We start from the raw sequence: 18,897 nt of genomic DNA on the forward strand, positions 1-18,897 counted from the left end.
GACCGAGCTCGGGCAGCTGTACCGGCGCATCGCCCCCGACAAGCCGGCCACCGTCAAGCTCGGTGCCCTCGCCGCCGCGTTCTGCCGCCGCCACCCCGACTGGATCCTCGGCCAGCACCGCACATCCCTGCCCGACATCCGGCTGTTCCACCGGGCCCTGCCACCACAGTTCGCTCCCCTGCCGTGAGGTGGGCGATGCCGGTCTGCCCCGGAGCAATGTCCCGGGGCCAGCCGGCGCGGCGCGGCGCTGGTTGAGACCAGCACATGCACCGGCGCCCCGAACAGACTGCGGTGGGCATGTGCCGATTCTCCGGCGCCCTTCGATAGCCGAGTTCGGTTATGCGACAAGGGTAGCTGTGCGGCGAGCGGTGACTACGTTCGTCGCGCCCACCCCTGCTGCGGCCAACCGGAAGCGTACCCGAGGTCGGCGGCCCGCAACAGCTTTCCGCGGTAAAGCGAATCCGTCTCGGTGTCAACGGCACCGGTGAATTTCCACTTCGGGCCCACCTTCGTCCAGGACTCGACCCGGAACACCGCCCGGATCACATCGTGGGCGATCACGAAGGCCAGCAGACCGTCGATCTCGAGGACCCCGCTCGCGCGCCAGTACCCGCGTGCCGCCTCGTAGATCTGGTCGTCGGACAAGGAGGAGTCGGCGGCCGCGTTGACCCGCAATACCACCGAGGGTTTCGGCAGGGGAAGCGGTGCCGGTTCCGCTCCGTAGAGCACCGCCAGCTCTTCGACGCGCATGGCGCCGTGCTCGGTGTCGGTGTGGCCCCCTGCGAGGTTCGTCAAGGTCGCGGGGGTCTGCGGTTCGCGTCGGCTATCGAGGATGCGCAACGCGTCGATCAACCCTTGCTCGATCTGGAACGCCGCCGCGTCGTCGCTGACGGCCGGACTGATGTGATGCCGGACGATCCAGTGCTCGACCGTGTAGCCGGCATCGTAGATCTGCCGGATGCGGCCGAGTTTCGCGGAGACCACCTCGGTGCTCTCGTCCTGGGGTTCGGTGGGCAGCCGGCCGAGTTTCGCGGTCTGCTCGAGCGCAGCCCATACGTGCGCGTAGATGCGGTTTCCGCGGCCTTTTCCGGCGTAGAAGATGCTGTGGTCACGGGGGTCGACAAGCACGTAGACGTAGGTGCCGAGCTGAGCGCACACGTGCGGACCCAGCGGGACAGGACCGGCCGCCGGTGTGGGATCGGCGCAGGCCAGCAGACGATGCAGCACACGCTGTGCGGATCCGTCGGCGAACATGCCGGCAAGGAATCCACCCCACCACCGGTCGATGTTGTTCAACGCCGACAGGTGGCGAACGCAGTCGGCGGCCGAGTACGTCGCGATGCCCTCGTCGGTGTAGGCCAGCTGACGCCACCGGTCGCGGTCGAACTGGACGATCAGTCCCATCTGTTCGGCCATGTGCCGGGCGTAGTCGCAGAGCAGACTCTCACCGACCGGGTCATCGTGATAGAAGGAGCCGGTATGGCGATCGGCCCGGTCGAGGATCGCACGAAGTGTGCGCCATTGGTCGGGTGTTGCGCGGTCGAGGGACCGGACGATCTCCGCACCGGCGGGGTCGTGATCCTTCTCCAGAACGACGCTCGTGACGACGTCGAGCAGCGGCGGCCACAACGCTCGGTCCTCGGAATCGGCTGTGGCGAACAGTGCGTGCACATCCTGCAATGTCGGGAACGTTGTGCCGAGGTGGGCCCGCAAAGTGCCGGTCACGTGCAGGTACTGTGCGATGCGCTGTGCCGGGGAGATCGGGGTTTCCGGGTCGAGGTCACCGGTCAGGAAGCTGCGCAGGAATGGGTGCTCGTCGAGCCGGTCCTGCACGTCCTGCGGTAGTTCGTAGTACGTCTGCGCCACACGCCCCTCGTTTCCGCTGCTTGCACCGCACCGATTCCCGGCGCGCCGAACTGAGCTCCCGACCGGAGTTGACATTCGCACACGGCACCGACACGAGCGCGCAGGGCGAGGCATGCGGGAGCGGACCACCTCGTAGGGAGTCGAATCCTGGGCGTTGCGGAGTGAGCCGGGTGCACTTGCGGCACTCGAATGCTCCAGCAGTTCAATGCCGACACTGCGATGCGTCAAGGCGCAACCGGTTGGCCGACGCGTGGATCGGCACGCATGCGTACGAGCTGGCGGCGCGGGCCGCGACCCGAAACGAATCGTACGCACGACGCCTGTTTACATCTCCGACCTGGACAGGGCTCTACTCGTTCGCCGGACAGCATCGAATCGAGACCGGTTTCGGCGCGGCCGGCGCGGACCCGGGACGATCGCGTCCCCGGTGGGGCACTGACATCATTCACTCCTGAGGATCTTGTAGACGCCCGGCCAGGACAGTCCGGTGGCCACGCAGATCGTGCTGACGCTGACACCGGCGGCGCGGGCGGCGACGATCGCCGCGTCCCGCTCAGTGAGCGCATCGTCGTATCGGGTCCGCACACCCTCGACCTCGGTGACCGCGGCACGTAGCCGCGTCATCGGGAACCTCGCAGTCGCGCACCACGTCCCAGAACTCGTCCGACGTCACGGACGGGTGAAGGCATCCCTGGTCCGGCGGTAGGTGCGGGCTGCGAGCGCGGCGATGTCGAAGGCGTGCGTGTCAATACCGAGGAGCTCGACGATGTGTGCGCGCAGCTGCGTCGCGCTGACGATGTCGAAGTCCGGCCGGTGGGGCTTACGCCACCGCGCGCTGCGGGTCGATCCCCCACTGACCGACCAGGTATCACCCAGCGTGGCTTCGCATTCGCGGCTGCCCAGGTGCACTCGAGTCGAGGTCGATTGACGATCGGCGAACTCAGCACGTGGATCGGTGAACGAGATCACCAGGTTGCGGACAGCAAAGCATCATCAACCGTGGCGAGGGTTCATGCCTGGCTGGATGGTGGAGTGCAATCTCGACCTCGTTGAGACAGAGGGGGTTCCCCCTCAAGTGTGGACATCCTGAACACTGGATCGTGAGGATCCAGAGGAAGTGATGTCACAGATGGCGATGAAGGCGTACTCGGCGGAGTTCAAGGCCGATGCCGTCGCGCTGTACCTGTCCGACCCGAGCCACACCTTCGAGGGCATCGGCAAGGACCTGGGGATCAGCCGTGAGACCCTGCGCAACTGGGTCCGCGCCGAACGCAAACGCACCGGCGCTGCGGCCGCAGCGGACCGGCCCCGGAAGCCGGGGCCGGCGGGCGAGATATCGTCCGAGTCCGTGTTGGAGGAAGAAAACAGGCAGCTCAAAGCCCAGATCCGCAAGCTCGAGACCGAACGGGAAATCCTGCGGAGGGCCGCGAAATATTTCGCGGGCGAGACCAACTGGTGAGCCGCTTCCAGTTCGTCGACGACCACCGCAACACCGCGCCGGTGAAGTGGCTGTGCCAGATCCTCGAGGTGTCCCGATCCGGTTTCTACCGGTGGCTCGCCGCCGCGCCTGCCCGGGCCGAACGTGCCCGCGCCGACGAGGAGCTCGCGACGCGGATCCGCGCCATCCACGACGACTTCGACGGCACCTACGGTGCCCCGCGTATCACGGCCGAGCTGCGCGACGCCGGGCTCGAGGTGAACCACAAGCGGGTGGAGCGGGTGATGCGCGAGCACGGGATCGTCGGGGTGCACCTGCGCAAGACCGTCCGCACCACCGTCCCCGCGCCCTCCGCGACCCCGGTGCCGGACCTGATCCGGCGAGATTTCACCGCGAGCGCACCGAACACCAAGTACGTCGGCGACATCACCTACCTGCCGATCGGGGACGGGAAATTTCTGTATCTGGCAACGGTATTGGACCTGCATTCGAAACGGCTGGCGGGCTGGTCGATCGCCCCGCACATGCGCACCGAGTTGATCACCGACGCGCTCCGGGCGGCGGCCGCCGCCCGCGGTGCCGCCGGCCTCGACGGCACGATCTTTCACTCCGACAACGGCGCCCAATATGTCTCGCAGGAGTTCGCCGACGTGTGCCGTGAACTGGGGGTGACCAGGTCTCGGGGTGCGGTCGGAACGAGCGCGGACAATGCTGCTGCCGAGTCGTGGAACGCAACGTTGAAACGGGAGACGTTGCAGGGCCGGAAGTACTGGAACGGTGCGGGTGAGGCGCGTGCCGAGGTCTTCCGTTGGATCACGCGCTACAACACACGAAGGAGGCATTCCGCTCTCGGTCAGATCTGTCCGATCGAGTTCGAGCAGCAGTCGGCTATGCTGGCCACCGCCGCATAGGAATTGGTGTCCACATCTCAGGGGGAAGCCCCAGAGTCGGAACGTATCGATCGTGGCGCATGTCGGTTCCGCACGTTGCGGCAGGTGAAGGAGTGAAAATGACAAGTAGGCCGTGGACTCTCGGCGACCTGCCGATCCCGGTGATCGATGCGTTCGTCGGAGAGTACGAGTTCATGTCGAACCTCTGGCCCGCACCCACCCTTACCGCGGCCGTGTCTTTCCCACCAGTGAACACGCCTACGCCGCCGCCAAGACCGATGACCACGACGTGATCAGGCGGATCGCCGCAACCGACGATGCTGCCGAGGCCAAGGCGATCGGCCGAGCAGCACCGCTCGTCACCGAGTGGGACCGCCGAAAATACGCGGTGATGGAATCCATCGTCGAGGCCAAATTCCGCCACAACCCCGACCTCGCCGACAAACTCGCCGCCACGCGGGGTTCACTCCTCGTCGAGGGCAACATCTGGCACGACCAGACCTGGGGAAGCTGCAGTTGCCACCGGCACCGAGACACGCCCGGAGACAATGCACTCGGCGTCATCCTGATGGCGGTACGCATGAGACTGGCTGCGGGCAGCCAGCCGTCGGGGGCGACGTAGGTGCGAGGTGCGTCTGCTGCCAAGCACGTGCGAGCAGACGTTGCACGTTCTCGACGGTCTTCGATGCCATTCGAAACGCGCTGGTGCCCGCTGAGGCGGAGCAGAAATAGGTAAGGTTCCCCCGCTTCCCCGGAGACTTGGCTATCCGACACCGGAGAACTCGGATTGGATGCCACCCCGCTCTCCCCTACGGCCGGTCGACATGCGCCCGTTCGTACTCGTCGGGACGAGTCCGCCCAGATCGAACTGGATCCGACGCGTGTTGCACCACCTGTCGATGCACCGGAGCAGGCCGACTCGGCGTCGACCCCGGTATCGAACGTAGTTGCAGTCCAGTACATCCACTGGCTCTTCGAGTGTCGACCACAGGTTCTCGGCGAGCGCATTGCCGAAGCGGTCCCCAACGCTGCCGGCGGACTGGCGATATCGGCGTCGATGTGCGCTGAGCGAAGCGCAACGCCGTGCACTGACGCCCCTCGACGCCTCGGTCCTCAGCACCTGCAGCACAAGGACGAGCGAAAAGTCATAGGAGTCAACATAATTCACGGATCATCCCGGGTCTGGTAGATTTCCGAGATGCTTCAATGTCAAGCCGCCGCCGAAAACGATGCGCTTGCGACCCGTCCGAGTTCGGATTCGTCGGCATGCAAGACCTGGAACACACGATCGGAGATGCGGCGACGAAGCAGCCGCAGCGCCTCCCGCCGGGTTTTCCCCGAGGCCTGAAGCTTGGCCACATAGCCCTTGCCCGGACCACCGCGAACGACCTGGGTGATGGCGATGGCGCGCAGGGCAGCGTTGACGGTGCGGTTGCTGCCTCGGTTGAGACGCACCCGTTCCTGCGCCGACCACGCCGGGATCGGTGCGGTGCCGTTGAACTTCGCGTAGGCATCTTTGGAGTGGAAGCGGAGCGCGCCGGCGGTCTCGCCGATGACGACCGCGGCGGAGAGGACCCCGCAGCCGGGGATGTCGAGCAACGACGGAGCCAGTACACGGACTCGATCGCGGATCTGGTGTTCGAGGTCGTTGATCCGACGAGTCATCTGCCGACAACGGTCGAGGAGTTCACCGGCGATCCGGGCGACCACGCCGGTGAACTGTGCAAGCCGGTCGGCGAGTTCGTTCATCACGCGGTACCGTCGGATCCCTCGGAGCGGGATGTGCAGTTCGGGGTCGAGCTCGTGCAGGTACCAGCGCAGCCTGCTGATGAGTTTTGTTCTCTCGCATAGTCGTGTCAGTGATCGCTGAGGAGTGTGACTTCCCGGGCGGGACCGTCCAGTCGTGCGATCGGCAGGTTCGGCTCCCTCAGTGCGGCCATCGCGACGGCGTGCGTGTCGATCGAATCCGTGTCACCGAACGCCTATCCCGGGAACGTCCCGAACGTCAGCGTCATGTCCCACGGCTGCCAACCCCACGAGTTCAGGGCCGCAACCGCGAACATCCCCACCGCGCGCACGGAGTCATCGTTCGCCGGGGCCCTCACAGCGCTTCCGGGCTGATCAACCGGAACCTCCGGCCAGATCCCGGTACCCCGCGGAGCCGGGGCCGCCTCGACCAGCGACACTGGCCCATCGCGGTCGTCGAGGACACCGAAAAGACAGTACGGCTCGTTCGGTGAGTCCCAGCCGCCGAGTTCGGCTACCCAGAACTCGCCGCGCATCACAGCCGACACGGCCGCGGCCGCCAGGAATTCCCGCAGCTCCGTCCACGGGTTCGTGGTCGGCCGTGCCGGCGCGGCAAGCCGGAAGACAGCCGCTTCCACCTGCGCCGATTCCCCGGACCTGTGCGCGAACCTGCTCTGGACGATCAGCGTCCCGCCCTCGGGATCGAGCAGGGCCGCTTCGCGGAACCGATTGTCGGGCACAGCGGTACGGCCGATCAATCCGCGTCCTGTGATCTGCCTGAGCCCGTCGGCGTCCTCGACGCTCCAGAGCCGGGACTCCAACTCCGTCCAGGTGCGGATCAATCCACCGGAGACAGGGCTGATCATCGCCGTCGTCAGTGTCGTTCCCACGTCGATCCCGCGGGGTGCCTCGTTCGTCGTCATTACGCCCTTCCGATCTTCGACGCCGGGTCCGCCGGCGGCGCGTTCTGTGTGCATCCGAACCTGGCCGAGATCACTGACAAGCACCGTACGTGCCATCGGTCCTGGTCGACGGGAACGTGTGTGTCCTCGACGCTGCAGGGGTGTGTGCCGGTTTCTACGGCGATCCGGGTTCCGGGGACCAGGGCTCGGCGTCGAAGACCTTCGCGACATACCAGTCCGGTCCGTCGAAGTAGTGCAGGTACGGTCCCCACGTCGCGATGGCACCCCGGGTCAGGGGCCGACCGTCCGGGAAGGTGACGATGCTGATCGTGTCGGTCCCGTCCGGGTGCCGAACGAACAGCGAATCGCGGTGCGGGCCGCCGCCACCGAATCGGGCGATCCGATCACCTGAGGCGACCAGTACCGCGCCCTTGTGGTCGGGATCCGGGATCGGCGGTTGCTGACCGTCGGGTCCGTGACGGTCGATCACCCAGTTCGGGTAACTGACATACCAGAATCGGTTCCCGTCGGTGTGAGTGACGTAGACCTCGACGATGTCGGTTCCTTCGTGCCGGTCGATCACCTCGAGGCTGCTGTCGAAGACCGTCATGCCGGTGTCTCCGGCGGTGTATCGGCCGAACGCACTGTCCTCCGGGACGTCGTCGGTGTAATTTCCGGCGCCGTCGCCGGGCCGGAAGGGCCGCTCGTCGAAGTAGGTGACCCAGATCTGTCCCGATGCGCTCACGACGGGGCGGAGCGAGGCGTCACCGACACATCCACCGGCGACCACCTGGCCGTGGGGGGGAGAACACCCACGCCGTGACCGGGACCTGGTCGGTGCGGGGCGGTTCCACCCGTGCTTGTGTTCCCAGCCAGTTACCTCCGGGCATCGGGACGATGTAGCCGGTAGGTGCGACATGATCTGCGACCAGGCATCGGAGGTGACGGCCATGGCGTCTTTGCTGGGACGATTCGGCATCGCCGCAGGGTTGGTGCTCATGGTGGGACATGGTGGACCAGGGCTCCGACATGTTCGCGCGGCGGGAACAGTTCTCGAACAGCGGGTGGGAATCGGGCTAGATAACGATCCTGGGCACTCCCGTTACCGTGGGAGACGAGTGCAGCGGCTACCCGACAGGAGAGTAGTTGTCTCGTGTCGGGCGAGAACGACACGACTGTCAACAACGAGCGCCCGCCGGTTTTCCGCACGAGGGTGGTGCCCACCGGGGGAATCGAACCCCCACACCCTCACGGGTACCGGATTTTGAATCCGGCGCGTCTGCCAGTTCCGCCAGGCGGGCGTGCACCTTGTCAGGGAGCAAGTGTGCCAGAGCACGGATGACGTCGACGCTGGGGGCGAGAACGACCCCGTAGCCACGCACCCGAAGTGGACACCACCCCACCCGCGGTTCACCCGGCGATGACGCGTTCTCGATCGGGCCGGGCATGAGCAGCATCGAACCGCTCGAGCACCGCCACAGGCACCCGCCCCCGAGAATTGACAGTGATGCCCTGACTTTTCGCCCAGGCCCGCACCGCCGCAAGCTGATACCGATCCCGCCGCACCCGGGTATCGACACGCGGCACAGCAGCACCCGAGGGTGCCGACCGTTCTCGTCGCGACATCGCCGGATCGATCCGGCGGGCCCCGCAAATCCACCCGGACACCTCCCTGCGCCACCGCTCTGCATGCGCGGGCCGCAGATCGATCTCGAAACAGACACCGTCGACGGAGAACCGGATCGTCTGCGCCAACCCGGCATCGATCGGTTCACCGTCGAGGTCGTCGACATACACGACATTGCTCTTCCACACCCCGTGCACCCCCTGCCTTCTCCGGTATCGGGTGGTCGAGCACCCACCGTAGGACACACACCACCCCACCGCCCTTCGGGCGACCAACAAGGCGGAGAGTGCACGTGGCGTGGTGACCGAGTCGGTCACCGCCTGCCGAGCCACCGGCCGAGTGCGGCAAATCATCGTCCGGAGGACATACCTACGCCGGGGTCAGATGCCGATGCCGGACCCCGCCCGCTCTCCCGCGGCGCGGATCCGATCGAGACGGTGAGCATGCCCGTCGGTGAGGATCCCCGGCAACACCACCTGCCACATCTGCTCGACCCGCTCGACCAGATCGGTGCACCCGCTCAAGGCCACCGAGACGGTCTGCAGCCCGGCGAACGACGAGACCACGAACCGGGCCAGCGCCTGCGCCTCGACCCACTCGGCGACCTCTCCGTCCGCGCGTGCCTGCTCGATGTGGCGCGTGGCCCACCGCGACCACTGACGCACCGGCCCCACGATTCCGCCGCTCATCTCGGCGGAATCGGTCGACAGGCGAAGACCGGCCCGCACGATCGGATCCCCGGTGCAGAGCCGGGCAAGGGCGTAGGTGGCCCGCACCAGCTTCGTCAACCCTGTGTCGTCAGCGGCGTCGATCTGCGTCAACACTGCCTCCACCGCGGCGCGTTGACGGCGCACGATCTCCACCGCCAGGTCCTGTTTCGCCGGAAAATGAAAATGGAGCGCGCCTTTGGTGATGCCGAGCTCGTCACAGACCTCCGCCAGCACCGTCCCTGCAAAACCTCGGGTTTCGAATGCGTGTGCCGCCGCCATGCAGATGCGCTCGCGGGTCCGCCGGGCTCGTTGCTGCACCGGCCCCTGATCCTGCTCGGGGACCGCCACATCCGTTGTTGCCGTCATCGTCATCGAGCGTCGTGTCCCTGCACCGACACCGATCCTCCTCGTCTCGTCCCCACCGGCACCGGATCACACCGGCTTCGGTCTTCCCGTCGCGGTCCGAGGCGTCTACAGCCACTGATCCGAGGACAGGCAACCGGCCTTGCTGCTCACCAGTGTCCTCCAGTCCCGCGCGGCCGGAGCAGTGCGGTCCTCGGCGCACCCACACGTGCCGAGATGCTCAACTGAGATTGTCACTCGAGAGTGGACACCGGATTCATGCGGCGAGCGCGAGCGTAGCCGATGCGGTCGATCGTCGTCCGAACTCGATCGGCGCCAGATGGCCCAGCGCGGAATGACGCCGTCGCCGGTTGCAGTACGATATGCACTCGAACAACTCCAAGCTCGTCCGAGCTTTCGACGCCGTGACCCGGACATGCAGCAATTCGCGCTTGAGGCATTGGAAGAACAACTCCATCACGACATCGTCGTAGCTTGACCCGATGCGCCCCTGACTTCGTCGGATCCCATGTGCAGCAAAGAGTTTAGCGAACATCGCAGACGTGCGCTGGGATCCCGATCACTGCGAACGATCGTTCCGTCCACGACACCGCCATAAGTGGTGATCGCCATGTCCAGTGCGTCGGTGACCAATTCGGTGCGCATGCGGTGGGCGATCGACATCCCGCCACTCGACGCGAACAGGTGTCGATCACCGTCGCCAGGTACGGCCTTGACGACCCCGCCTGGGTGTAGACATTCCACGCGGGTCAGATGCCAAGCGGCCGCCGGCTACGGCTCAGAATTGCTTGTTGGCGAGGTTGCGTAGCGCCGCGTGTGGTGGTCGACTGCGGCTCGTCGCTTGTCGAAGCGCGCACGGGCGCCGGGTGATTTGGTCAGCCCGCAGCTCCACGTTCCCCTGCCAGGCGCCGGATCCCCTCCAGCATCGACGTGGTCGGGTCGTCGCGCTCTCCGCGATCAGTTTCGGCCCTGTCGGATCCAGGTCCGCAACACTCCGGGGTGCATGTTGAGCCGCTCGGCCAGCCGGCCACGCACCGGCTTCGGTTCGGACTACCGGGACGGCCTGACCACGCTCACGCAGCTCCGGTGGATACTTCCGCGTTCCCCGGTGACATCCTTCCCCGGTTCGCACGATCAAACCCTGTTCGGAAGTCTTCCGAGGCAGCGGGGAAGCTCCCCACGTGAGCACCGGATGGCGGGACGCCGTGGGATCGTCCTAATACCACAACAGCCTCGACCAGCGCCCCCTGCGCCTGGCAACCGCCAGCGGCACGTAGCGCATTCACCCGGCGCAGAACGTCCATGCAGGTCGGCCGTCGACGAGCAGTTGGCGGTATGCCTGCGTGCCGTAGCAGTCGCCGAGGTCCGTAGCGGTCAGTGTCACCGGCCCGCCGGACTCTGGCGATCCGGCGGGTGCGCACTTCACACCGTGACCGATCGCCTCGTGCTCGCCCCAAGAGTCCCAGGTGACGTCGATGATGGTGTTGGCACACAGGGAGTTGATCGACAGCGAGGCGGGACGGGCGGTGCCGTAGCCGACGGAGTTCCTGTCCTCGGACCGTCCGAGCACCACGTCCTCGTCGGAGCTGCCGCCACTGGCCCCAGTGTTGACAGTGGCATCTGCTCGGGGTGCCGGGCCGGATGTGGTCCTCGTGGTATCGACAGCCCACTGCACCGAGGTGGGAATGTTGTGCAGTTCCTGGGTGAGGTAGGCGCCGAGTGCCACAGCGGTCTTGCCGATCATCAGTCGCACCGCACTCGACCCGAGGCCCTGTACGCAGCTCGCGAGATCGGCGCCCCACATGTCCAGTCCGCTGCCGGTTCGTGTTCCGGAGCACTTCATCACGGCAGAGCCGATGTCGAGTGCCCCGAATACCCCGGCAAACGGCGGCAGTTCGGTGAGTGCCTCGTTGTACGCCCAGGCAGTCAACGCGATGGCGTCCTGCTCCGGGGTCCGGGTGAGTGTCCCAGTGCGTGCGGATTGGGTGTACGGACCGAAATCGAGGCGTACGGTGTCGCCCGGGCCTGCCACCAGGTCCGTGCCTGTCTGCTGTTCGTACAGAGCACGCAAATATTCGTTCGCGGAGTCGGTGTCGAGTGTGACCACCTGGGTCGGCGGTGGGCTCGCGGCGATTCGCCACGCGAAAGGGGAGTTGACGGTGAGCTGAATGCTGGTCAGTGGCTCCATCGGGTGGGATCCCGGCGTCGTCATGATGCACGTCCACGCGACGTCACCGTCGACCGGCGTGACGGTCTTGTACTGCATGGCGAAGTCCTGCGTCTGGCCGACGCAGTCCGGTTTCGGTGAGCCGAGGCCGAAGATCGGCTTCACGAACTCCTCTAGCCGCGTGGTGAGCGTGTCGGGCGAGAACCATGCGAATTCGAACCAGCTGAGGTGGTCGATCTCCGCGACGACTGTGCGGTTGTCCAGCCGTGCCTCGATCACGTCGCCGCTCCCGTCGGCTCCCCTGGATACCACGACCGGGACAGCTCCAGTCGGTGGCTGTGCCTCGTCGGGTATCCGGTAGGCGAGAGTCAGTGGCGTGCCCGGTTGCTGATCCGCACCGAAGGTGATCTGCACTGTCGGAGAGAGAGGTTCGAGCCACGGGACGTTCTCGCCTATCACCGACTGATCGGCGGGAACGTCATCGACGACAACGAGGGTGGACCCGATCCCGGCGGTCGACGGTCCGCTGACAGCGAACTCGTTGAGGGTCACGTGGACTCCGTCGTCCTCGACTGTCGCAGTCGCTCGATGCGAGCCGGACTGTGTCTGCGGGTCGGCAGCGCAACCGGCGACAAGTACGAGCAGGATCGGCAGGACTCGGGCCCTGCGCAACACACGTCTCATCCGAACAGTCTTTCATGGCGGGAATCCAGCGGAAAGCATTGAACAACCGATTCATTCGAACGGTGGACAAGCCATTCCCGGAGTGCACCGAGAACGGCTTTGCTGGAGTTCGCTTGCCTGGCCGGGGGCCGCCCAACCATCTTCTGGATGCTGTCTCGATGCCAGCACCGGAGACCTGCCGCAGCCGCGGACACCATTGTCACTGCGAATGCCGCACCCTCGAATATTTGCTCGGTTGCGATCGGCATTCGCGGCCGCGAACCGGGTGGCCCCGCATCCGGTCTCGGCGGTCCCCCACTGCCACACCTTTGCACTCGGACGTCGTACTCGGACAGTGCCGCACCGCCGACAAGTCCAACGAGATCCCACAGTTCGAAAACTACTGCGCGGACTAAACATCGCCGGATCGGTGGTTACCATCGATGCGATGCACAGTCGACGGGCCACGCACGGTTCCTACGGGAGCAATGCCACGCCGACTACGTCATGGTTGCCGAGGCGAATCAGCCGAGATTGCTCGCCCCAGTCCGCGCCCCGCCGCGGGAGCAGGCGCTGCAGAGGCTGCTCACAGCATGGATTCGCAGGCATGGGCACATCGAGAACACGCTCTATCCTGTGCGGGACGTGACCTTCATGAGGACCGTTCCACGGTCTGCGTCGGCAGACGATCCGCAGGTGATGGGCGCGCTGCCGAATGCCGTGATCGTGCCGTCGTCGTGGCGGGCATTCGACCATCGCCCGTGCCTGCCGGCGGCTGGCGGCTGGCGGCTGGCGGCTGGCGGCTGGCGGCTGGCGGCCATCATGTGGCCGAACTGGTCCTGAAAATATGCAGTCACAGTTCATAGTGGGGCCCCACTGCGGCGCTCTGCGTTGACTCCCCAATTTTCGGATTAGCGCCGTCGTAGTTGGACGCTTGCATTTTGACCTTGCGAATCGACGCCGATGATCGATGTGTCCGTCACCGTGAGAATCCAACGGTTGTCAATGCAGGACCCGCTGATGACGTCGGCATCGACGGTCAGTGTTGTTCCGCCTCCCGAAACTTCGGTCCACCGGGCGGTGCACGGTCGCGACGGAATGTCGATCGTGGCGAGCATCGAACCCGAACGTTCGACAGAGAGGTAAGCAGGGTATGAGCCGTCGGAGACCGTCCACGTCCCGACCCACTCTCCGGTGATGTCGGGGCGTGCCGATCCGCCGGAAGAGCCAGTGGCGAGTGAGCCGAGGATGCCGGCGAGCGGATCCACGACTACACGCTCGAGTACCGCGGATCCGGAACTGCTTCCAGCCTCGGCGGACCCTGTGTCGATACCAGGAACAGCCGACGCGGTCCCGGGCACCGCGAGCGCTATCGCGGCCGCCACAGCAATCGGCGCGATCACCAACTGGACACGTCGATTCAGCATTCTTTTGACTCCTTGTCTCTGATGCTCGCGAGGCATGCCAACGCACGGCATATCCGAATCGCAGCGCTGGAATGAAACAGCTACGGAAGCTGCGGCCGACAGGATATCCGCGTCCTCGAAGATCGAAGTGACGGCGTGAGATATTCTATTTTCGGAACGCTTCGGTTCTGGCACTGAAGTATGCAGATGGAAACTCTGATTTCTTCATGCTCCAGGGTGGCTCACGATTGCGGCACATCACCGTCGAACCCAGACCGAGCGTATACGCTACACGTAATTCACGTTCAAGCTGTTCAGGAAGCGTCGCAACTCCGGTAGATTCGACGCCTTGAGGTCCAAATTCTTGTAGATTTGGTTGTCACTATTGAGCGATCTCTTGTCGCTCTTCTCCTTAAGATACTGCATGTCTTTCCTGTAGGAATCCAGATTTCCCATGTGTAACTACACCCTTTCCTCAAGGAACACTCGGCCCACCCTGGACCGTCCATCTTGTTGCAAGCACGAAGAAATGTCGTTCACATTGGCCATTTCTTGGTTCTGCCGCCAATGCTTCGTACTGCCTCAGCCAGAGCGGAGTTCATCTTCATGACGTTGCCAAACCACCTCTGGTCATTGGTTGTCAACGCTCCGAATGTGCCTTGAACAGGGTTGCTCCCCTGGAGAGTGAGCTGCATCCGCCACATAGTCTTGACTCGATTGCCAGCGGCGACCACAAACCCGTCGTGATTCAGAGACTCCAGGTAGACCGTCTCAACCAACGGAGGATGCGCCTGCGGATCACTTTCGAGTAGAATCCCGAAGGGAATTTCACCCTCATAGTCGGTAGCACCCTTGAGGACCTGCAGAAATTCCCCGCTCGTACAAGGAGCCGTGAAGGTCCTTTCCCGAAATTCTTTAGGCGGTCCGAACAATCCCATTTCAGTTACCTCATAACGAGTGGATGGAGTCGGCTTCAGGTCCTTTGACCAACCATCTTCCTGGAACGTTGCCGCGAACAACGCTAGCCAGAATCCAACCGATCTGGTGTCGCCCGATCGGGTGATACAGAAGTTCCACGGGTCCTTGAATCATGTAGCTGAACGCATCTCGGCACAAGAAGGAGAGGAGACAGGAACATCGTGAAGCGAATCCAGGCCAAGGCCACGTGGCCCTGATTCAACGGCTCCGGCGGCCACAGCGACTTCGGGATCTGTGTCACCTGCTCTGCCTGTAGTGATGCCGGCCCGAAGTGACGCCTGCATGCAGGTCCTTCCTGCTCTTTCGGGCGGACTCGTACTACAGCTGTCGAGATCGACACGCGACAGTGCGGCCCGGCATGCATTGTCGACTAGGTTCCGACGGCCGTGCGCTGTGGTGCAACGCCGCCCACCGGGACGTTCGAAGCGGCCCTGCCACCGGGTAGCCGTAGACGGTGGGTCACTATTGTCCTCGTGCACACAGAGGGACATGACCGGCGATGGCGGATCGGCGCGGTCGACGATCACGACGGACTCATCCGGGGTCTGCGCGCCATCATCGATGAGCAACCCGACATGGAATTTGCCGCGGCGGCACGCACCGTCCCCGAGCTGTTGACGCAATCGAAAACGCTGGATCTGGTGATCCTGGATCTGCGTCTGGAAGACGGCTCCTCCCCGCGCGCGAACGTTGAGCAGTTGCAGAACGCCGGGATCCGCACGCTCGTCTACACCTCCGGCGACGAGCCGTACCTGGTGCGGATGGCCGCCGGCGCCGGCGTCCTCGGGGTGTTACGCAAGAACGTGCCCGAGGCCGAATTCGTCGACGCCGTGCGCCGTGCGGCCGCCGGCATCGCGGTACCGACGATCGATTGGGCAGCTGCCCTCGACTCCGATCCCGGATTCGTCGACCTGCCGCCGCAGCTGCGGGAAGTGCTCGCACTCTATGCCGCCGGCGCCACCACGGCAGCGGTAGCCGAAAAGATGGAACTGTCGGGCGACACGGTCCACGACTACGTCGACCGCATCCGCAAGAAATATTCGGCTGCAGGGCGCCCTACCCGCTCCAAAACCGATCTACTCAAGCGCGCAATCGAGGACGGATGGCTACCTATCCCCCGCCGACGTCGTCGCTGAACGCCGCCGACACCGACGACCGTGACCGGATCGCCGGTCTGCGGATTCTGCGGCAGTTCGCGGTGTTCGTCGCTGCCGGCTACCTGGCCTACGCCGTCTTGGCACTGCCTGCGATCTCGGCGTCGCTGGCGGTGATGGAACCGTGGTGGACTCTGCTCGCGTTGCCGTTGACGTTCGGAACCGGGATTGCGCTGGCACCGTTGGCGTGGCGCGCACCGGCTCGGCGAATCAGAACCGCGGCTGCGGCCGCCACCGCGGGATATCTGGTCACGGTCGGATCGTGGTGGTTCGGATGGAACGGGCACACGCTCGGTGGTGGGGAGAGCATCTGGTTCTCCCTGTTCTGCGGGTTGGCCGCGATCGCGGCCGCTGTCGCGTTTCGCCCGATGCACGCCTTCGTGGTGCTCTGCCTCGTGGTCGTATCGACGGTCGCCATCAACCACACGGTGCGCGCTGCGGAGTTCAATGGCCCTCTTCTCCCGGATATGGCCTGGGCATTTGCGTTCTCGCTCGTCTATTTCGCTGCCGCCGTGATGGCGATACGCACTGCCGCGCTCCTCGACTCCACCAGAGCCGAAGCCTATGCGGCGACCGCCGAGGCGGCCGCGGTGCAGGCCCGGACCTTCGAACGACAACGCTTCGCGCAACTGACCCACGACGAGGTCATGGCCACGCTGCTCACCGCCTCCCGGCACGGCGTCTCGGTCCTGCTCGCGCAGCAGGCCCGAGCAACCCTCACCGACCTCGACAGCCTCGGCGAGGATTCCGTGCCCCAACCCGACACCGCGCTCTCGGCTAGCGAGGCGATCGCGCAGATCCGGGCCGCAAGCGCCGCGGTCGAGCCGGGCCTGAGCTTGTACGCCACCGTCGATGCCGCATCGGCGGAGGCGGTGACGTTTCCGCCGGAGGTGGTTCGCACCGTCGCCGCGGCCACTGCCGAGGCCGTCCGCAACAGTGAACGCCACGCAGGTGCCGGCGCCGCCACCTCGGTGACTGTCACCGCGTATCCGGGCCGGTTGCGTGCGGAGATCATCGACGACGGGGTGGGCTTCGACCCCCGCACTGTTCCTGCCGAACGGTTGGGCATCGCCGTGAGCATCCGCGGTCGCATGGCCCAACTGAGCGGGGGCACAGCGGTGATCACCTCGCAGCGCAACAAAGGCACCCACATCGTCCTGGAATGGTCCGCCCGCTGATGCACGCATACCCACACCACGACGTCCGTGATCTGCTGGGCATGAGCAGCCGCGGGGCATGGCTGATCCTCGCCTTCTATCTCGCCGCGATGGTGACCGTCACCGCAGCCACGCTCGGTCATCTCACCGCTGCATGGCCAGCCGTGCTCGGCACGGCGATACTCGTCGCCGCCACGATTGCGCTGGTCGCAGTGCCCGGCGATCCGCTACCGCTGTCGACGACGATCGCGTTGACCGTCGCCGGGCCGCTGGCGTGTGCGCTCTACCTCGCGGTGACACCCGCGGATCCGCAGTTCTCGCTGCAAACGTGGATTCACGGAGGCGGCACAACGCTGTACTGCTTCATGAACGTCCGCGGTCGCCGTATCGCCCCGTGGATCGGGTTGGCCGGCATGATCGCGGTCTTCGGATTGTGGTCGGCCGCAACCGGGCAGGGCGCCGCCTACGGTGTGTCGCTGGTCGCGATCGATGCCGCGCCTGTGGCGATGTCCGCATTGCTGTCGTTCACCCTGCGCCCGACCGCCGAAGCGGTGTTTTCCCTGCGCGCCCAGAGCACCGCCCGCATCGCCGAACTGTCCTCGCAGTCCGCTGCGTCGGATGAACGGAGCCGTCAGCTGCGTGATCTGGACAACCTGGTGCGCCCGCTGCTCGAACGCATCGCCAGCGGCACGGAACTGACCGATGCCGAGCGCACCGAGTGTGCACTGCTCGAAGCGCACCTGCGCGATCGGTTGCGCGCACCGATCCTGTCCGCCCTCGAACTCGACGATGCCGCCTACCGGGCCCGCACCCGCGGGATCGACGTCGTGTTCATCGACGATCGTGGCCCCCACCATCTTGACGACAGACTCGGCAGCATCCTCTACACCACCGTGTCCGACGCGTTGAACACCGCGCACGCCGGGCAGCAGGTGTGTGTGCGTGTGCTCCCCGCCCACCGGGCGACTGTCGCCTCGATCCTGACGCGGGTGGACCACCGGACCCGACTGCAGGAGATCGATCAGGACGGTCGAGTCCACACCCACGTCGGATAGCGCCCGGGGCAGGTTCACATAGAACCGATGGTGGCACGGCCACCTGCAGTCTCGGTTTCCTGGTCGTCCTGAGCGCACGCCGACAGGCGGCCGCGGCCTTCCCGCAACGGGGGCATGTCGTTTGCGGAGCTAACAGTGCCCCCCAATCGGGTGGCACCCGAAAAGGCGTCTGGCGTCGCCGTCGAGGTGACCCTAGTGTCCTTTTCCTGTTGACCTGCGCAGCTCCATGCTCGGGTCGCGGATGTGAGGAGACACAAATCGATGACATCGCTCGTGACGCCGCCCTCGTGTTCCGATTCCCCTCGGTCGCCGTCGTTGAGTTCCCGCGAGAAGCAGGTTCTGACCCTGTGGCTGGTGTGTGACTCGAAGCACGACGTCGCACAGCAGCTGTTCATCACCGTCGCCACCGTGCAGACACACCTGATGCGTATCCGCATCAAGTACGAGGCGGCCAATCGGCCGGCCGGCAACAAGATTGCGCTTCTCATCCGCGCTCTCGAGGACGGCTACTGCACTCTCGACGAGATCGCACGTAGTACCGATCGACTGCGTTCGGCGTGATGCGATCGGGCCGGCACCTTCACGGGTACACCGCCCGTCCGGTGCTGCGGGCGCGGCATCATCAGTCCGATCGAACCGCCGATCCGGACTGAGAGTGCATCTGAAAACTCCGGGTCGAGGGTCAAGCAGAACGGGCAAGCCGACGTGACATCGTGGCGATCATCGCGACGTGGACCATCGCCTCATGATGATCGGGTCGGGTCTCGTAATCCCG

19 protein-coding genes, 1 tRNA gene and 1 pseudogene are annotated in these 18,897 nt (G+C 65.2%); 8 read left to right on the forward strand and 13 right to left on the reverse strand.

Translation table 11 applies throughout. The features are described 5' to 3' along the window. Positions 1-187: hypothetical protein (locus WAX14_RS06430; RefSeq protein ID WP_422627260.1), on the forward strand; the 187-nt coding region annotated here is incomplete at its 5' end. Positions 188-372: 185 nt separating this feature from the next. Here WAX14_RS06430 and WAX14_RS06435 read toward each other — a convergent pair. From WAX14_RS06435 to WAX14_RS06445, 3 genes are all read right to left on the reverse strand, one after another. Next, a complete protein-coding gene (locus WAX14_RS06435) occupies positions 373-1,866 on the reverse strand; it encodes an LEM-3-like GIY-YIG domain-containing protein (RefSeq protein ID WP_422627261.1) in 1,494 nt (497 codons plus the stop codon). A gap of 441 nt (positions 1,867-2,307) precedes the next feature. Further along, positions 2,308-2,490, reverse strand: coding sequence for a hypothetical protein (locus WAX14_RS06440; protein ID WP_422627262.1), 183 nt, complete (start codon positions 2,488-2,490; stop codon positions 2,308-2,310). Between the two features lie 45 nt (positions 2,491-2,535). After that, positions 2,536-2,835, reverse strand: coding sequence for a hypothetical protein (locus WAX14_RS06445; protein ID WP_422627263.1), 300 nt, complete (start codon positions 2,833-2,835; stop codon positions 2,536-2,538). Positions 2,836-2,995: 160 nt separating this feature from the next. Between WAX14_RS06445 and WAX14_RS06450 the strand changes: the two genes are divergently transcribed. Both WAX14_RS06450 and WAX14_RS06455 read left to right on the forward strand, forming a co-directional pair. After that, positions 2,996-4,215, forward strand: a protein-coding gene (locus tag WAX14_RS06450; RefSeq protein ID WP_422627279.1) for an IS3 family transposase whose coding sequence is annotated in 2 segments (ribosomal slippage) — positions 2,996-3,305 and positions 3,305-4,215 — 1,221 coding nt in all. Because the reading frame shifts where the segments join, the coding sequence is not laid out codon by codon here. Positions 4,216-4,327: 112 nt separating this feature from the next. Further along, complete coding sequence (locus WAX14_RS06455) at positions 4,328-4,816, forward strand: NADAR family protein (RefSeq protein WP_422627264.1); 489 nt, start codon at positions 4,328-4,330, stop codon at positions 4,814-4,816. Between the two features lie 587 nt (positions 4,817-5,403). Here WAX14_RS06455 and WAX14_RS06460 read toward each other — a convergent pair. From WAX14_RS06460 to WAX14_RS06495, 8 genes and pseudogenes are all read right to left on the reverse strand, one after another. Then, complete coding sequence (locus tag WAX14_RS06460; RefSeq protein ID WP_422627265.1) at positions 5,404-5,943, reverse strand: transposase; 540 nt, start codon at positions 5,941-5,943, stop codon at positions 5,404-5,406. 233 nt (positions 5,944-6,176) lie between these two features. After that, the gene (locus tag WAX14_RS06465) at positions 6,177-6,863 is read right to left on the reverse strand and encodes a hypothetical protein (protein ID WP_422627266.1); all 687 of its coding nucleotides are present in this window, start codon (positions 6,861-6,863) and stop codon (positions 6,177-6,179) included. A 154-nt stretch (positions 6,864-7,017) separates the two neighbouring features. Beyond that, positions 7,018-7,587 (reverse strand): hypothetical protein, encoded by a 570-nt coding sequence (locus tag WAX14_RS06470; RefSeq protein ID WP_422627267.1) that lies wholly within the window; start codon positions 7,585-7,587, stop codon positions 7,018-7,020. 469 nt (positions 7,588-8,056) lie between these two features. Further along, positions 8,057-8,143, reverse strand: a tRNA-Leu gene (locus WAX14_RS06475). 109 nt (positions 8,144-8,252) lie between these two features. Continuing rightward, positions 8,253-8,657: a histone-like nucleoid-structuring protein Lsr2 gene (locus WAX14_RS06480; RefSeq protein ID WP_422627268.1), complete on the reverse strand. Its 405-nt coding sequence runs from the start codon at positions 8,655-8,657 to the stop codon at positions 8,253-8,255. Positions 8,658-8,849: 192 nt separating this feature from the next. Then, entirely contained in the window at positions 8,850-9,545 is a 696-nt protein-coding gene (locus WAX14_RS06485) for a ScbR family autoregulator-binding transcription factor (protein WP_422627269.1), read from the reverse strand. 253 nt (positions 9,546-9,798) lie between these two features. After that, positions 9,799-10,276, reverse strand: a pseudogene (locus WAX14_RS06490) (DDE-type integrase/transposase/recombinase); the annotation flags it as partial. A gap of 548 nt (positions 10,277-10,824) precedes the next feature. Next, positions 10,825-12,393 carry a hypothetical protein gene (locus WAX14_RS06495; protein ID WP_422627271.1) on the reverse strand — a complete coding sequence of 523 codons (1,569 nt, stop codon included), beginning with the start codon at positions 12,391-12,393 and terminating at the stop codon, positions 10,825-10,827. Positions 12,394-13,017: 624 nt separating this feature from the next. Between WAX14_RS06495 and WAX14_RS06500 the strand changes: the two genes are divergently transcribed. Beyond that, the gene (locus tag WAX14_RS06500; RefSeq protein ID WP_422627272.1) at positions 13,018-13,215 is read left to right on the forward strand and encodes a hypothetical protein; all 198 of its coding nucleotides are present in this window, start codon (positions 13,018-13,020) and stop codon (positions 13,213-13,215) included. Between the two features lie 68 nt (positions 13,216-13,283). On the opposite strand, the gene WAX14_RS06505 is transcribed toward WAX14_RS06500, so the two are convergent. Together WAX14_RS06505 and WAX14_RS06510 are read right to left on the reverse strand one after the other, a co-directional pair. Then, a complete protein-coding gene (locus WAX14_RS06505; protein WP_422627273.1) occupies positions 13,284-13,640 on the reverse strand; it encodes a hypothetical protein in 357 nt (118 codons plus the stop codon). A gap of 674 nt (positions 13,641-14,314) precedes the next feature. Beyond that, a complete protein-coding gene (locus WAX14_RS06510; RefSeq protein WP_422627274.1) occupies positions 14,315-14,716 on the reverse strand; it encodes a hypothetical protein in 402 nt (133 codons plus the stop codon). 513 nt (positions 14,717-15,229) lie between these two features. Here WAX14_RS06510 and WAX14_RS06515 point away from each other — a divergent pair. The 4 genes from WAX14_RS06515 to WAX14_RS06530 all read left to right on the forward strand — a co-directional run bounded on the left by WAX14_RS06515 (position 15,230) and on the right by WAX14_RS06530 (position 18,683). Continuing rightward, positions 15,230-15,892 carry a response regulator gene (locus tag WAX14_RS06515; RefSeq protein WP_422627275.1) on the forward strand — a complete coding sequence of 221 codons (663 nt, stop codon included), beginning with the start codon at positions 15,230-15,232 and terminating at the stop codon, positions 15,890-15,892. Continuing rightward, positions 15,859-17,088: a sensor histidine kinase gene (locus WAX14_RS06520; RefSeq protein WP_422627276.1), complete on the forward strand. Its 1,230-nt coding sequence runs from the start codon at positions 15,859-15,861 to the stop codon at positions 17,086-17,088. Before WAX14_RS06515 ends, WAX14_RS06520 begins: the two co-directional genes overlap by 34 nt. Continuing rightward, entirely contained in the window at positions 17,073-18,122 is a 1,050-nt protein-coding gene (locus WAX14_RS06525; protein ID WP_422627277.1) for a hypothetical protein, read from the forward strand. Before WAX14_RS06520 ends, WAX14_RS06525 begins: the two co-directional genes overlap by 16 nt. A gap of 261 nt (positions 18,123-18,383) precedes the next feature. Then, complete coding sequence (locus WAX14_RS06530) at positions 18,384-18,683, forward strand: LuxR C-terminal-related transcriptional regulator (protein WP_422627278.1); 300 nt, start codon at positions 18,384-18,386, stop codon at positions 18,681-18,683. Positions 18,684-18,897 lie beyond the last annotated feature (214 nt).

The organism is Rhodococcus sp. (in: high G+C Gram-positive bacteria), assembly GCF_049299235.1.
Lineage (GTDB): Bacteria > Actinomycetota > Actinomycetes > Mycobacteriales > Mycobacteriaceae > Rhodococcus.

What these genes read in the sequence shown, in the direction of transcription:
- WAX14_RS06465 (WP_422627266.1), bottom strand. Translation starts at nt 6,863, where the DNA reads ATGACGACGAACGAGGCACCCCGCGGGATCGACGTGGGAACGACACTG.
- WAX14_RS06510 (WP_422627274.1), bottom strand. Translation starts at nt 14,716, where the DNA reads ATGGGATTGTTCGGACCGCCTAAAGAATTTCGGGAAAGGACCTTCACG.
- WAX14_RS06460 (WP_422627265.1), bottom strand. Translation starts at nt 5,943, where the DNA reads ATGAACGAACTCGCCGACCGGCTTGCACAGTTCACCGGCGTGGTCGCC.
- WAX14_RS06520 (WP_422627276.1), top strand. Translation starts at nt 15,859, where the DNA reads ATGGCTACCTATCCCCCGCCGACGTCGTCGCTGAACGCCGCCGACACC.
- WAX14_RS06525 (WP_422627277.1), top strand. Translation starts at nt 17,073, where the DNA reads ATGGTCCGCCCGCTGATGCACGCATACCCACACCACGACGTCCGTGAT.
- WAX14_RS06485 (WP_422627269.1), bottom strand. Translation starts at nt 9,545, where the DNA reads ATGACGGCAACAACGGATGTGGCGGTCCCCGAGCAGGATCAGGGGCCG.
- WAX14_RS06530 (WP_422627278.1), top strand. Translation starts at nt 18,384, where the DNA reads ATGACATCGCTCGTGACGCCGCCCTCGTGTTCCGATTCCCCTCGGTCG.
- WAX14_RS06440 (WP_422627262.1), bottom strand. Translation starts at nt 2,490, where the DNA reads ATGACGCGGCTACGTGCCGCGGTCACCGAGGTCGAGGGTGTGCGGACC.
- WAX14_RS06495 (WP_422627271.1), bottom strand. Translation starts at nt 12,393, where the DNA reads ATGAGACGTGTGTTGCGCAGGGCCCGAGTCCTGCCGATCCTGCTCGTA.